Annotated in this window: 14 protein-coding genes; 3 read left to right on the top strand and 11 right to left on the bottom strand. The window is 32.1% G+C overall.

The window, feature by feature from the left end:
- The first annotated feature begins 174 nt into the window (after positions 1-174).
- The 3 genes from E9099_RS14235 (at position 175) to pncA (ending at position 3,330) form a co-directional block, all read left to right on the top strand.
- Positions 175-1,173 carry a metal-dependent hydrolase gene (locus E9099_RS14235; protein ID WP_136584209.1) on the top strand — a complete coding sequence of 333 codons (999 nt, stop codon included), beginning with the start codon at positions 175-177 and terminating at the stop codon, positions 1,171-1,173.
- A 101-nt stretch (positions 1,174-1,274) separates the two neighbouring features.
- Positions 1,275-2,672: a nicotinate phosphoribosyltransferase gene (locus E9099_RS14230; protein ID WP_136584208.1), complete on the top strand. Its 1,398-nt coding sequence runs from the start codon at positions 1,275-1,277 to the stop codon at positions 2,670-2,672.
- Positions 2,673-2,724: 52 nt separating this feature from the next.
- The gene (pncA, locus tag E9099_RS14225; protein WP_136584207.1) at positions 2,725-3,330 is read left to right on the top strand and encodes a bifunctional nicotinamidase/pyrazinamidase; all 606 of its coding nucleotides are present in this window, start codon (positions 2,725-2,727) and stop codon (positions 3,328-3,330) included.
- A 256-nt stretch (positions 3,331-3,586) separates the two neighbouring features.
- Here pncA and E9099_RS14220 read toward each other — a convergent pair whose 3' ends face one another.
- The 11 genes from E9099_RS14220 to cydB all read right to left on the bottom strand — a co-directional run bounded on the left by E9099_RS14220 (position 3,587) and on the right by cydB (position 13,898).
- Complete coding sequence (locus tag E9099_RS14220) at positions 3,587-5,044, bottom strand: NAD(P)/FAD-dependent oxidoreductase (protein WP_136584206.1); 1,458 nt, start codon at positions 5,042-5,044, stop codon at positions 3,587-3,589.
- A 168-nt stretch (positions 5,045-5,212) separates the two neighbouring features.
- Positions 5,213-6,334, bottom strand: a complete 1,122-nt coding sequence (locus E9099_RS14215; RefSeq protein ID WP_136584205.1) for an ABC transporter permease — start codon at positions 6,332-6,334, stop codon at positions 5,213-5,215.
- On the bottom strand, positions 6,334-7,440 hold the full coding sequence (locus E9099_RS14210) for an ABC transporter permease (protein WP_136584204.1): 1,107 nt from the start codon (positions 7,438-7,440) through the stop codon (positions 6,334-6,336). The genes E9099_RS14215 and E9099_RS14210 overlap by 1 nt, the downstream gene beginning before the upstream one ends.
- 46 nt (positions 7,441-7,486) lie before the next feature.
- A complete protein-coding gene (locus tag E9099_RS14205; protein ID WP_136584203.1) occupies positions 7,487-7,873 on the bottom strand; it encodes a GxxExxY protein in 387 nt (128 codons plus the stop codon).
- A gap of 112 nt (positions 7,874-7,985) precedes the next feature.
- The gene (locus E9099_RS14200) at positions 7,986-8,714 is read right to left on the bottom strand and encodes an ABC transporter ATP-binding protein (RefSeq protein WP_136584202.1); all 729 of its coding nucleotides are present in this window, start codon (positions 8,712-8,714) and stop codon (positions 7,986-7,988) included.
- 34 nt (positions 8,715-8,748) lie between these two features.
- Complete coding sequence (locus E9099_RS14195; protein ID WP_136584201.1) at positions 8,749-9,651, bottom strand: ABC transporter ATP-binding protein; 903 nt, start codon at positions 9,649-9,651, stop codon at positions 8,749-8,751.
- Positions 9,648-10,544 carry an HlyD family secretion protein gene (locus E9099_RS14190; RefSeq protein ID WP_136584200.1) on the bottom strand — a complete coding sequence of 299 codons (897 nt, stop codon included), beginning with the start codon at positions 10,542-10,544 and terminating at the stop codon, positions 9,648-9,650. Before E9099_RS14190 ends, E9099_RS14195 begins: the two co-directional genes overlap by 4 nt.
- 10 nt (positions 10,545-10,554) lie before the next feature.
- On the bottom strand, positions 10,555-11,805 hold the full coding sequence (locus E9099_RS14185; protein WP_136584199.1) for a TolC family protein: 1,251 nt from the start codon (positions 11,803-11,805) through the stop codon (positions 10,555-10,557).
- 1 nt (position 11,806) lies between these two features.
- Positions 11,807-12,421 (bottom strand): TetR/AcrR family transcriptional regulator, encoded by a 615-nt coding sequence (locus E9099_RS14180; protein ID WP_136584198.1) that lies wholly within the window; start codon positions 12,419-12,421, stop codon positions 11,807-11,809.
- Between the two features lie 91 nt (positions 12,422-12,512).
- Positions 12,513-12,809: a hypothetical protein gene (locus E9099_RS14175; RefSeq protein WP_136584197.1), complete on the bottom strand. Its 297-nt coding sequence runs from the start codon at positions 12,807-12,809 to the stop codon at positions 12,513-12,515.
- A gap of 15 nt (positions 12,810-12,824) precedes the next feature.
- Positions 12,825-13,898 carry a cytochrome d ubiquinol oxidase subunit II gene (gene cydB / locus E9099_RS14170; protein WP_136584196.1) on the bottom strand — a complete coding sequence of 358 codons (1,074 nt, stop codon included), beginning with the start codon at positions 13,896-13,898 and terminating at the stop codon, positions 12,825-12,827.
- Position 13,899 lies beyond the last annotated feature (1 nt).

The raw sequence follows: 13,899 nt of genomic DNA, 5'->3' as shown, positions 1-13,899 counted from the left end.
AACAAAAAGCACACACACTGATAATTATCATATAAAACTCTGTTTATTAAATAATTACTAAAAACAGAACAAAAAAAAAACGCTAACAATTACCTTTTATTAAGCGAGCAAAAAGCAACATAAAACCGAAGTCTTGTTATAAATAAATTGGTATCCCTTACTTTTGCATGCTATATGGATTCATTAACACAAATAGTATTAGGAGCAGCTGTAGGAGAAGCTGTTTTAGGTAGAAAAGTTGGAAACAAGGCCATGCTTTATGGTGCTATTGCAGGAACTATTCCTGATTTAGATGTCTTAGCCTCCTTTTTTACGGACAATGTCACTGCGCTTTATGTGCATCGCGGGTTTACACATTCTATTGTGTTTTCTGTGCTTTTTGCGCCTATTTTCGCATGGATTGTCACACGGTACGAAACCTATAAAAACTTTAAAAACTGGACTTGGCTATTTTTTTTAGCATTTGTAACCCATCCTATATTAGATGCTCACACCACTTGGGGAACGCAACTGTTTTGGCCTTTTGATTTACGATTAGCTTTTAAAAACATATTTGTAGTTGATCCATTGTACACAGTCCCTTTTCTGATATTCTTGATTTTGGCAATGCGTCAAAAACGGACGACTCCCAAACGTCGCTTTTATAACAAAATGGGATTAATAATAAGTACATCGTACTTAGCCATTACACTACTTTTAAAATGGGCAGCTTACACAAAATTCGAATCTGCTTTAAAAAAACAAAATATTGCTTATTTGGATATTGACACAAGACCATCGCCATTAAACACGATACTTTGGAGTGCTAACGTGCAAACTGATGATGCTTATTTATTGGGGAATTATTCCTTTTTTGATAGCCAACCCATCACTTTTGAAAGCTATCCAAAAAACCACGACTTACTAGGTAGTCTTGTTGAGGATAAAAGTGTCAAGAAAATGATTGCCATTACAGAAGGTTGGTACACCATTACTAAAACAGAAAACACCCTTTATTTTAACGATTTACGTTTTGGATTATTGAGTTTAAAACCCAAATCAGAAAACTTTGTTTTTAAATACAAGTTAGAAGTTGATCCTTCTGGTAAGGTTTCATTTATTGAAGCTCCAAAAAATTCTAATGACGGTAAAAAGCTATTATCAGAACTTTGGCAACGTGTGAAAGGGAATTAATTTGGACTAAATAAAATATTAAATTCTATTAATTTCTTTAAAAATTGAGACCTTAAGTTTTTCAAATTTTAAATATCTTAGTAAACTAAACTTATAAATTTATGGACATTACTGCTGCATATACGGATCTATATCAAATTACAATGGCGCAAGTCTATTTTGTGACCAAACCAAACGGTAAAGCGGTGTTTGATTATTATTACCGTCGTAATCCTTTTGATAATGGGTATGCGATATTTACTGGATTAGAGGATGTTTTAGATATATTGGAGTCGCTTAAATTTTCAGAGTCTGATATTTCATATTTAAAACAAAAAGGATTTGAAAACGAGTTTTTAGAGTATTTGAAAAACTTTAGCTTTAAAGGTAGTATTCGGTCTAGTAAAGAAGGGGATATTGTTTTTCCTAATCGTCCTATTTTACAAGTTGAAGCTAATATTATTGAAGCACAAATTATAGAAACCCTTTTGCTTAATATTTTAAATTTTCAAACCCTAATTGCAACCAAAGCGAGCAGAATACGCTATAGCGCTAAAGATGCTATTTTGTTAGATATGGGATTACGTCGTGCCCATGCTACAGGTGGTTATTATGCGTCTAGAGCTGCTGCTATTGGTGGTTTTGATAGTACTAGTAATGTGAAAGCTGCAGAAGATTATAACATCGCATCTACCGGAACAATGGCACATTCGTTTATACAGAGTTATGATAATGAAATAGATGCTTTTCGTGATTTTGCACAAGTAAGACCTAAAAACTGTGTGCTTTTAATTGACACTTATAACACTCTAAAATTAGGACTTCCAAATGCGATTACAGTTGCCAAAGAAATGGAAGAAAAAGGTGAGAAATTATTCGGAATCCGATTAGATAGTGGCGATTTAGCCTATTTATCTAAAAAAGCAAGAGCCGTTTTAGACGCTGCTGATTTGAGTTATGTAAAAATTGTAGTGTCGAATCAGTTAGACGAATTTGTTATCAAAAGTTTAAAAGAACAACAAGCACCAATTGATGTTTTTGGCGTAGGAACTAATTTGGTTACAGGACGACCAGATGCTGCGTTAGATGGTGTTTATAAATTATCTGAATATAATGGTGACCCAAGAATTAAGCTCTCTGAAAACATCATAAAAGTATCGCTACCGTTTAAAAAGCAAGTATATCGCATAATTGATGCGGATGGGCAATTTTATGGTGCAGATGCTGTTGCTATGTATTCTGAAGGTGAAATTGACCAAATGGAACACCCTTTTGATATTACTAAACAGATAGATATTAGTGCACTAAAAAAAGAACCGCTATTAGAGTTAGTCATGGAGCATGGTAAGCGTATGGTACCTGTAAGAACGGTTACTGAAATTGCAGAATATTCGCAATCCCGTTTGGCCCAACTTCCTAATGAATATAAGCGTTTTCAAAATCCGCATACCTATAAAGTTGGTTTGAGTACTCAACTTAAAAAGGAACGAAATGAACTAATTAACAAGCATAAAAGTTAAATTTAAACCGCGTTTTAAAAGCTCTAGCCTATTATATTAAAATAGTCAAACCATGAAAACACTTTTAGTCATTGATGTGCAAAACGATTTTATGCCTGGAGGCGCACTTCCTGTTCCTGATGGCGATACCATTGTACCTATAATAAATAGCATACAAGATAAATTCGACTTGATTGTAGCCACACAAGATTGGCACCCAAAAGCACATTCTAGTTTTGCTGTAAATCAAGAAGGAAAATCTGATTTTGATAGTATTGAGTGGCGAGGACAAATGCAAACCTTATGGCCTGAGCATTGCGTACAAGGCAGTAAAGGTGCCGAATTGCACTCTGAACTAGACACCACAAAATACGAGGCTATTTTTAGAAAAGGTACCGATATTAATATTGATAGTTATAGCGCCTTTTTTGACAACAACCATTTAAAATCGACTGGATTAACTAGTTATTTAAAAGAAAAAGGAGCTACACAACTGTATTTTTGTGGTTTAGCTTCGGATATTTGCGTTTACTTTTCTGTGCGTGATGCTGTTAAAGAAGGGTTTGAATGCTATTTTATTGAAAATGCCGCAAAACCCTTAGATCTAGAAGCTTTTGAAGCTATTAAAACTGAAATGATTGCTATGGGTGTGCATATTATAACATCAGCAGCTGTTTAAAATTATTCAACTCTCTTTCTGTTTAGCTTCTTGTACCTCCATGTCCTCCAGCGACCACTAACATTATTTTTACACTCAAATAAATGAATTTAAAAAACTGAATGATGGGATTCATCATTTTAAATCTTTGATATTTTGATATTCTTTCGGTCATTTTGATAATTATTAAATTCTTGTAAAATTTTCATGATATCCTAAATCTCTCTTTGGTCTTTCAGGATAAGCGATTCATATCAATTAAAAATTAGGCGTTTTTTTATTCCGGAATCAACCACCAAAATGGGCGCATTTTTGCTTTATAGATAAAGGCATAATGCAATGCTAATTTTAACCAATGTCCTGCTAAACCTATTTGCCCAAAGGTTTTTCCAAGTTGTCTACCTTGGGTTTTTGGATATTTCTCATAATCTGGTACAATTGGATACGTTGTAATGCTTACTCCGCTTCCAGATAGCATCCCGTAACCAGCAGAAGCAATACATGCTGCTCCCATATTTCCCATAGAGCCTTTATGATTTAAAGATTCTTTTCCACTTTTTATAGAATCTATAATATTATCAGCAACCAATTTTGCGGTAATACCTGATGGCATTCCAGTACGCGGTGGCGCTGGAGCAATTACGGTTCCGTTTTTACTAGTTCTTGGTTTAGAAATGGCATGTGGTGGTGCAAAGGCTATTCCTGGAGCAAAAATATTTTTATAACTTGGATTTTGATACGTTTCTGGCCAATCTTTTACGGACCATTGTTCATATGGTTTTGGCGTATAATCAGCATCTACAATCATAAAACCTTTAAAAAGCTTTTCTGTGATATCGTTTTCATTTTTATCATAGGCTTTAAACCCATGACCAGAAAACGAAGGAATTAACATTGCAAAATCATAAGTTTCTACTTTATATTCTCCTTCTAAATTTTCGTAATGTGCTGTACCGTCTTCAATTTTGTTTACGCCTGCTCCAAGAATCCATTTGATGTCTCTGTCTTCAAAAACCATTTCGACCATTTCATGAGATTTCATGGTCATACTACCATAACTTAATAACATACCATCCATCCCAAAATCTCCTAGTTGGTATTCGTTAGAAATCCAAGTGACTTCTGCCATGTCACGCACGTTATGCTTACGTAATTCTTGCTCAACATTTAAAATATATTCAAAAGCAGCACCTTGACAAGTCGATTTTGCATGACCTGTACCGATTAGAATTTTAGCTTTTTTACCCGCTTTCATTTCTTGAATTAATGCTTTCAAACCTACCCAAGCATGATCTGCATGAGAGAATGTACACACTGAATACGCTTTGTTTTTACCTGGTAATAAACCCTCTGTAGCTTCAAAGTTTAATTTTGGACCTGTAGCATTAATTAAATAATCGTAGGTTATCTTTTCTTGTGTTCCTTTATTATCTCCATGCACATATTCTGATAAAACATATGGTTTATCTTCCGTTTTATCTCCCTCAGGAAAAAAAGAAATCGCCTTGGCTTGTTTATATCCAATACCTTTCTTTTTATACAAAGGTGCCAATGGAAAGTAAATTTTTTCTGATTTCATTTTACCAATTCCAACCCAAATATTTGAAGGGACCCATTGGTAATTACTGTTAGGAGATACTACAATTACTTCATGTTTTTTTGGCAGTTTTCTACGTAAATGAGTTGCTGCAACGTGACCAGAAATACCTGCTCCTAAAATGACAATTTTAGACATTTTATATGGTTTTAGAATGTGAGTTTAGTTTAAAATTAAAGCTATGAAGTAGAATCTATCAGTTTGAATATCTGACAAATAGAACACCTTAATAATAATAATAATAATAATAGTACAAAGATTGAGTAATTATAGGCGCTACACAGTAACTTTTGTTACACAAGTCTCTTAATTTGTCTTCTTATAACTCCAAACGGCTAAAGCATTCATTACAAAAGCATAAATCGCTGTTTTTAATAACTGAGGAAGAATATCTTTAAAACCAGAGCCCTTTAACATAACCATACGCATCACCTCTACAAAATAACGTATTGGATTAAATTCGGTAAGGGTTTGCGCCCATTTTGGCATACTCTCTATTGGTGTGAATAAGCCACTCATTAAAATAAAAATAACTGTAAAAAACCATGCAATAAACATTGCTTGTTGCTGTGTATCCGTAAAATTGGAAATAAATAAACCTATCCCTAAAATGACTAAAATATAAATAGAGGTATATAAATATAGTAATGGTAAACTACCAATCATCGGAATATTAAAAATAACTTTAGCCAAAATTAACCCGACCGTTAATAACCCCATCCCTATCACCCAAAATGGAAAAAGCTTCCCAATAATAAACTGGCTTTTTTTAATTGGGGTCACATTAATTTGTTCTAGAGTACCAATTTCTTTTTCGCGGACAATATTCATTCCCGAAAGGAAGAGCGTAATCATGGTTACTAGTAAAACTAGAATACCAGGAACCATAAAGGTTTTGTAATTTAAGGTCTTATTATACCAAAATAATGGAATAGTCTCTATAGCTATTGGTTGTATTTGTTTATCTGAAACTTGTAATAAATCTACTTTTATACTCTGATTAAAGCGTTGTACAATTTGTGTGACATACACATTTTCTACACCTGCTGCTGCTCCATCAATAGCGTTTATAGTCACGCCTAAGCTATTCTGTTTTTCTTTTTGTAAATCACGCTCAAAATAGTGTGGAATTTCTAAAAGTACATCCACTTCTCCTTTTAACATCGCAGCACTGGCTAATACTTCCGAAGGGAAATCTGTTAACACATTAAAATAAGTGGATGCATTAAATTTTTCAATTAACGCTCTAGATGTTGCTGTGTGGTCGTTATCAATATAACCGAATTTGATGTTTTTGACTTCAAAAGTAGCTGCATTAGATAAAATAACAAGTTGAAATATGGGCAAGACAAAAATGATAGGAAGCATACCTTTATTCCTGAAAATTTGCTTAAACTCTTTCTGTATGATGTATAAAATTGTTTTCATTATTCCAATCTAATTTTATATTTCTTCACACTTAATCCTATATAAAAAATAGTCATCCCTATTAAAATCAAGGTTTCTTTCCATAAATATTGTAATCCTACTCCTTTTAGCATAATGCCTTTTATGATGATAATAAACCACTTTGCAGGAATGATATTACTAATAATTTGCAATGGTAAGGGCATGCTTGAAATCGGAAAAATAAAGCCGGACAATAAAATTACTGGAAGCATAAGTCCCATTAAAGAAATCATCATTGCTGTTTGTTGTGTAGCAGAAATTGTTGATATTAAAATACCTAAAGCTAATGCTGTAATTATAAATAAAACACTTTCAAATCCTAATAAAAAGAGACTTCCTTGAACTGGCATTTTAAAGATGAAAATACTTAGTAAAACAATAACTGTAGCATTTATAATGGATAGAAAAATATAAGGAAATACTTTACCAATAATAACCTGAATTGGTTTTATTGGTGATACTAAAAGGATTTCCATAGTCCCTAATTCTTTTTCTCTAGTAATAGAAATCGAAGTCATCATAGCTGAAACTAACATTAAAATAATAGTCATTACACCGGGAACAAACATGTACACACTTTTTAATTCTGGGTTGTAAACCATTCTGGTTTGTGGTACAATTTGATAGGTGATGGCGATGTCTTTATTCAGTTCTTTTTGATATTGTTGAAGAATAGCGTTGACATAGTTACTTACTGTATTTGCAGTATTAGGATCTGTAGCATCTGTAATAATCTGGATAGTTGCTTTGTGATCTTTAATTAAATTTTTGCTAAATCCTTTTTCGAAATTTAAAACCGCTTTTACTTTTCCTTTTTTGAAAATAGTTTCAATATCTGATTCTTTATTAATAAATTGACTGATACTAAAGTATTTTGAAGCTGAAATTTTATTAATAATTTCTGTTGTTGTTGCATCTTTAGAATGGTCTAAAACTGCAATCTCTACATTATTAATCTCATTAGTAATCGCAAAACCAAATAGCATAATTTGTGCTATTGGCATTCCGAAGAGAATAAACAACGAACGTTTATCTCTAAAAATATGGTAGAATTCTTTTTTTATGAAGCCTATGAATCTTTTCATTATTTATCTTCCGCAGATCTAAAAGATTACCGCAGATTTTTTATTGTTATAATCCGTTTACTTTTCTGAATATTCCTTTTGTTATGTCATCCACATTAAAATTCACTAAAATACCTAGCTTTAATTCCGAAATTTTTAAATAAGTTAAAACTTGCTTATGATGTACTTTTGCTAAATTTTCAATCGATTTTATTTCTATTATTACTTTATTATTGACTAACAAATCTAACCTGAAGCCAATTTCTAATTCTATACCATCATAAAATACTGGTAATGGGACTTGTTTTTTAACTGATAATCCTTGTTTCTTTAATTCATACATTAAAATAGTTTCATATACAGATTCTAATAAACCTGGTCCCAATTCATTATAGACTTTAAAAATAGCTCCTCTAATTAGGTATGAAATGTCATTTTCTGTTTTTTGCTCCATAATTTCTTTATTATTATTATTATTCCCGCAAATTTCGCAGATAACCGCAGATTTTCCTCAAGGTGTACTTATACTTTTTTATGCGATAATCTGCGACATCTGTGGGGAATTTCTATCCTCTTGCTAATTTTAAAAATACATCGTTCATATTATCTACTTGAAATTGTTCTTTCAATTTTTTAGGTGTATCTAAAGCTTCAATTTTTCCGTTAACCATAATAGAAACTCTGTCGCAATACTCTGCTTCATCCATGTAATGCGTAGTTACAAAAACGGTAGTACCTTGATGGGCTGCTTTGTAAATCATTTCCCAAAATTGTCGTCTAGTAATAGGATCTACTCCTCCTGTTGGCTCATCTAAAAACACAATTTTCGGATCATGTATTAAGGACACAGAAAAAGATAATTTTTGTTTCCAACCTAAAGGTAAAGCACCAACTAATTGATCTGATACGTCTTCCAATCCTAATTCTTCAAGCAAGATTGCTGTTTTTTCTTTTATTCTTTTTCTGGATAGGCCATAAATTCCGCCAAAAAACGTGATATTTTCTTTAACTGTTAAATCGTCATACAAAGCAAATTTCTGACTCATATAACCAATGCTTTTCTTGATGTTTTCGGTTTGTTTATAAACATCAAATCCTGCGACCTGAGCTTTACCTGCAGTAGGTTTAGATATACCTATCAACATTTTCATCGCTGTAGTTTTTCCTGCTCCATTTGCTCCTAAAAATCCGAATATCTCACCTTTTTTAACATCAAAAGTAATGGCATCTACAGCTGCAAAATCTCCGTACATTTTGGTTAACCCTTCTACTTGTATGACTGTATTGTTGTCCATTCTTTTTTTTCTAAACCTGACAGGTTTTAGTAATTTATTTAGCTAATTCCATGAAGGTATCTTCAATAGTTGCCTCTGTTTTTTCTATTTCCACATTAGAAAGATTATTAGATTCTAAAAACTGTATTAAATCTTTAGGATTAAAATCTGCTCTACGATCTGTATAATGCACAAACTCACCAAAAGGATAGACACTATGGTTGTATTTGTAAGTCTTTAAACTCTTAATAAGTTGATACGTATTATCTGCTCTTACGTTATAAATCTGTTTCGGATAGTGCTTTACAATGGCTTGAGGTGTATCAATCTGTAAAATTTTACCGTCTTGAATTAAAGCAATTCTGTCACATAAAGCGGCTTCATCCATATATGGTGTAGACACTAAAATGGTGATTCCTTTTTGTTGCAAACGTTTTAGCATGTCCCAAAATTCTTTTCTAGAAACTGGATCAACACCTGTTGTGGGCTCATCTAAAAACAACACTTTTGGTTTATGAATTAAAGCGCAACATAAAGCGAGTTTTTGCTTCATTCCTCCAGATAATTTTCCCGCACGACGGTCTTTAAAAGGTTCAATTTGAACATAAATTTCTTTTATTAGATCGTAATTTTCTTCAATGGTTGTTCCAAAAATAGTTGCGAAGAAATTTAAATTTTCTTCAACGGTTAAATCTTGATAGAGTGAAAATTTACCTGGCATATAACCCACATTATTCCGAATCTTTTTATAGTCTAAAACCACATCAAAATCAGCAACCGTTGCAGTACCTTCATTAGCAATTAATAGCGTGGTTAAAATTCTAAACAAGGTTGTTTTACCTGCTCCATCAGGTCCGATAAGCCCAAAAATCTCTCCTTCTTTTACATTAAAAGAAATATTCTCTAACGCTTTTACACTTTTGTAAGATTTTGATATGTTAGAAACTGTGATGCTCATTCTGAAGTATTTAGCCATAGTTCTGCGGGCATTCCAATTTTTAGGCTGCCCTCATTTTTAACGTCTACTTTTAAAGCATAAACTAATGCCACACGTTCTTCTTTAGTTTGAATTATTTTTGGGGTAAATTCTGCTTCTGAAGCTATCCAGCTAATCGTTCCTTTATACGCTTTCATTGCATCTGCGTTATCAATTTTAATAGTTACTTCTTGTCCTATTTTAATATTTGCTAATTGTGTTTCACTTATATAAACACGCAATTGCATAGTACTTAAATCGGCAATTTTATACAACGGTTTTCCAAAAGCAGTAATTTCATTTGGTTCTGCATATTTGGTCAAAACAGTTCCATTTACAGGATTTGTGATTTTACTTTTCTGGATTTGGTCGTCAATTTGCTTTAACTGTACATCAATAGATTTAAGCTCATTCACGACAGGTGCATTCTGTATTTCGACACTTCTAATTTGGCTTTTTATTACATCCATTTCGCCTAAAACATCATCCAATTGTTTTTGTGTTCCCGCATTGTCCTTTATAAGATTTTGAGCGCGTGTTTTATTTGTATTTGCAGTTTTTAGTTTTGCATTTAATACATTAATCTGTGATAAAACACCTTTAGATTTTGAAGCAATTACAGCTTTAGAAACCTCTAATTGTTCTCGTTTTAATGCTAACGGAATAGTATCGATATAGCCAATAAATTGTTCTTTTTGAAGCACATCGCCTTCATCAAGATTAAACTGCATTAATTTCCCATTATTTTCTGCAGAAATGATTATTTCTGTAGCTTCAAAATTTCCGTACCCATCTGCTTTTCCATTATCGTTTCCGCAAGAAATTAAAGTAAGAAGTATGATGCCTATTCCTAAAATATATGTGTGTGTTTTCATGTGCTTCGTATTATTGTCCTTTAATGACATTATAATTTGCTTTTGCTAGTTGTAACTGAATGTCATGCTTTACCATGGTGTTTTCGTCTTCGTATAAATTGGTAAGCTCTGTAATGTATGCCGAAGAGGTTATTACGCCATTTTTAAGTTGTGAATCTGCCGATTTGAGCACGTCTTTTCTAAGGTTAATTATTTCTAAATCTGAAGTAATAAACGTTTCAATTTTATCGATTTCTTTTTGTTGTTGATTTAGCGCAATGTTAGTATTGAGTTTGAAAATTTCAGTTTCATTCTCTATAAAATCTTTATTGATAGCTAAAGATTGTCTTTGCTTTTTGTTAGCCTTCCAATCAAAAACAGTCCAATTCACTTTAACACCAACGGTATAAAATGTTTGAAACGAATTATCCAACATATTTAATCCAGGATTACCATAACCACCTGTTGCAAAACCTAGTAATTTAGGTGCGTTTTGTTTGGACAGTAGGGTTTCAGAATTTTCAATTTCTTCTTTTTTAAGTTGAAATAATTCTAATTCTGGTCGTGTTAGTTCTGTTTGTAACGGTGTGTCTAAAAGTGGCTTTTGAAATATTGTTGAAGCATTTAATGGCTGACTTATTAAACTTGATAATGTTTGAATAAGTGATGTTTTGTTACTTTCTAATGCGTTAAATTGCTGGCTTATTTTTAATAATTCGGCTTGTAAAATTTTATCTGAACTTGGTAAAATAACACCATACTTTATTCCTGATTGTACCTCCTTAAGTTTAGCTTCTAATTGCGCTTGTTTCGCGTTTAATAATAACTGAGATTCTTGCGCTAATAAAACAGAAAAATAAAGTTGATTAATTTGCTGTTTTAATTGATATAAACTGACTTCTACTTGCTTTTGCTTCGTTTTTAATTGAGTTGTTTTTAATTGTAAAGACGCATCTGTTGCACCTCCATTATAAATAAGTTGATTTACAGAAACGGTTGCGCGATATTGATCTTTGTTTAAGGGTTCTATTCCTGACATTGCCATAGGAAACTGAATAACATCAGATTGATAGGTGGCTTGCGCATCTAAACTTAACTGTGGCAATTTTGAAGTAGAAATAACGTCTAAATCCAATTTGTTTTGCGCATCCAAGAGTTTTACCTGTTTTGCTAACGGATAGTTTTCTATCACTAAATCATAGCATTCCTCCAACGTAATACTTTGCTGTGCTTTACTTGTCAAGGACATTAATAGAATTAAAATGAGTGTTATGTATTTCATTTTAGTTGTTCTTTATAGAATTAATAATAAAATCAGCAACTTCCGTTTTACGGGAATCCATTATTTTTTTATAGGCAATAGCATCCGTATTTGTAAAAGCCATTATTAAAGGTTTAGCTACAAAAGGAAAAATATTTAGAGCCATAATATTAATAAATAACTGCTCTGCTGTGATAGGTTTAATTAGTCCATTTTCAATTTCAATAGCGATTTGTTTTTTAAATTTTTCGATATTTGGAAACCCATTTGTGTCTTTCAGTTTTATAATAAACTCTGGATTTCTATTGAGTTCTTGAATGATGAAATTTGGCAAATAAGGATGTTTACTAATAAATGTGATGTAGTTTGAAGTGAAGTTTCTCACCTTTTCTTCAATAGAAGAATCATCATTTAAAATGGCATTTAATTGAGGTGCTAATAAGGAAAATGCATTCTTAAAAACCGCTTCAAATAGCAACTGCTTGCTTCTGTAATAATAATGAAGCATCGCTTTATTAATACCAGCTTTATCAGCAATTTCTTGCATGCGCGCACCGTCCATTCCTTTAGATTGGAATATACTTTTAGCAGCACTTAAAATCTGCTCTTCTGTATTTTTATCCTTTGCTTTTTTCATTATAACTACATGGTTTAACCAAGTGGTTAACAAATGTATAATGAATTGATATTAAATAAGATGACTTATGTCATGTAAGTTGAATAAATAACTACTTATTCAACTTTTTATATATCCATTTAGCAATTACAAGACCTAAAGCACCTCCAAAAGCTGAAACCATACAATTAATAGAAAATAACATTATATTAATATCTTGGTTTTGCATTATTGACCATGGATCAAAACCTAATCTACCGAAAGACTTGATAAAAAAAATGCTTCCAAAAACACCAACTAACGTATTACCTATAAATCCAAAAGAATATTTTTTATTAAAATAACCAAATGTATTTGCAGTAATAATACCGATAAGAATACTAATTAATGAAATTAAAGTCCCTGTCATAATTGTTAATTTTGACTAGTGTCCGTAATCCATTTTATCAACTTTACCTGCCATTAATCGTTTTTGAATTATGAAGTAAATAACGATAAGAATAAAACCAATAATTGCCCAATTTACAGCTACAGACAAACCATACTTTTCTGCTGCGGTATTGTAAATAGTTAAATCCTGATGAGTCGTATTAATAGAAGGTAGTATAACTGGAAATAAAGACGCCAAAGACGATGTTATCCCTCCTAAAATCAATAAGGTAGAAAACATAAAACCGTGACTTTCTTTTTTTAGCTTTTTAATAAAAAATAAGCCAATTAATCCTGTAAGATAAATAATAGGAAAGACTATTAAATATGGTCTATCCATAAAGTTATCTAACGACTTTGGATTAACCACCTGCCATACAACTAATGAAAATACGGTTAGTATTGCTAATGCGATATTCAACTTAAAAATAACACCTTTAAGTTTAGTGTTAATTGACGAATTTGTTTTTAAAATCACCCAATTAGCACCATGAATAGCCAAGGTTACCACAGAAATTAATCCTATAATAATTGTAAACCAATCTATAATACCTGGCGTATCACTTAATGGACTAAAACTACTGTCCCATAAGGGTAAGAAAAAATAGTGTCCTTCGTAAGCTGAAACACCATTTTCAACACCTCCTAAATTGACACCTCTAACAATATTACCTAAAGCAATACCAAAAAACAGCGCTAATAGTAAACTAGAGACACCAAATGACGTGTCCCAAATATCTTTCCACATTTGAAATTTAAATTGCCCTCTAAACTCTAAACCAATTGCTCTAAAAACAATTAGCCACAACACGATTATTAATGGTAAATAAAAGCCACTAAAAACGGAGGCATAAAATGTTGGAAATGCCATAAAAAGCATCCCTCCTGCAGCAACTAACCAAACCTCGTTAGAATCCCAAAATAATCCTGCCGATTTTGCGATAACTTCTTTATCTTCTTCTTTTTTAGCAAAGAATAAATGAATGATTCCTGTACCAAAGTCGTAACCATCTAAAACAAAAAATACTGCTAAAACAATAGCGATTGCTATATACCAAAATACTTCCATA

Origin of the sequence: Psychroserpens sp. NJDZ02 (assembly GCF_004843725.1) — a bacterium.
Lineage (GTDB): Bacteria > Bacteroidota > Bacteroidia > Flavobacteriales > Flavobacteriaceae > Olleya.
The sequence above is the reverse complement of the archived record's forward strand: the minus strand, read 5'-3'. Positions and strand labels throughout refer to the sequence as shown.

Coding starts and splice junctions, on each gene's coding strand:
- E9099_RS14215 (WP_136584205.1), bottom strand. CDS start 6,334: ATGAAAACAATTTTATACATCATACAGAAAGAGTTTAAGCAAATTTTC.
- E9099_RS14220 (WP_136584206.1), bottom strand. CDS start 5,044: ATGTCTAAAATTGTCATTTTAGGAGCAGGTATTTCTGGTCACGTTGCA.
- E9099_RS14190 (WP_136584200.1), bottom strand. CDS start 10,544: ATGAAAACACACACATATATTTTAGGAATAGGCATCATACTTCTTACT.
- E9099_RS14210 (WP_136584204.1), bottom strand. CDS start 7,440: ATGAAAAGATTCATAGGCTTCATAAAAAAAGAATTCTACCATATTTTT.
- cydB (WP_136584196.1), bottom strand. CDS start 13,898: ATGGAAGTATTTTGGTATATAGCAATCGCTATTGTTTTAGCAGTATTT.
- E9099_RS14205 (WP_136584203.1), bottom strand. CDS start 7,873: ATGGAGCAAAAAACAGAAAATGACATTTCATACCTAATTAGAGGAGCT.
- E9099_RS14185 (WP_136584199.1), bottom strand. CDS start 11,805: ATGAAATACATAACACTCATTTTAATTCTATTAATGTCCTTGACAAGT.
- E9099_RS14230 (WP_136584208.1), top strand. CDS start 1,275: ATGGACATTACTGCTGCATATACGGATCTATATCAAATTACAATGGCG.
- E9099_RS14175 (WP_136584197.1), bottom strand. CDS start 12,809: ATGACAGGGACTTTAATTTCATTAATTAGTATTCTTATCGGTATTATT.
- pncA (WP_136584207.1), top strand. CDS start 2,725: ATGAAAACACTTTTAGTCATTGATGTGCAAAACGATTTTATGCCTGGA.
- E9099_RS14180 (WP_136584198.1), bottom strand. CDS start 12,421: ATGAAAAAAGCAAAGGATAAAAATACAGAAGAGCAGATTTTAAGTGCT.
- E9099_RS14235 (WP_136584209.1), top strand. CDS start 175: ATGGATTCATTAACACAAATAGTATTAGGAGCAGCTGTAGGAGAAGCT.
- E9099_RS14195 (WP_136584201.1), bottom strand. CDS start 9,651: ATGAGCATCACAGTTTCTAACATATCAAAATCTTACAAAAGTGTAAAA.
- E9099_RS14200 (WP_136584202.1), bottom strand. CDS start 8,714: ATGGACAACAATACAGTCATACAAGTAGAAGGGTTAACCAAAATGTAC.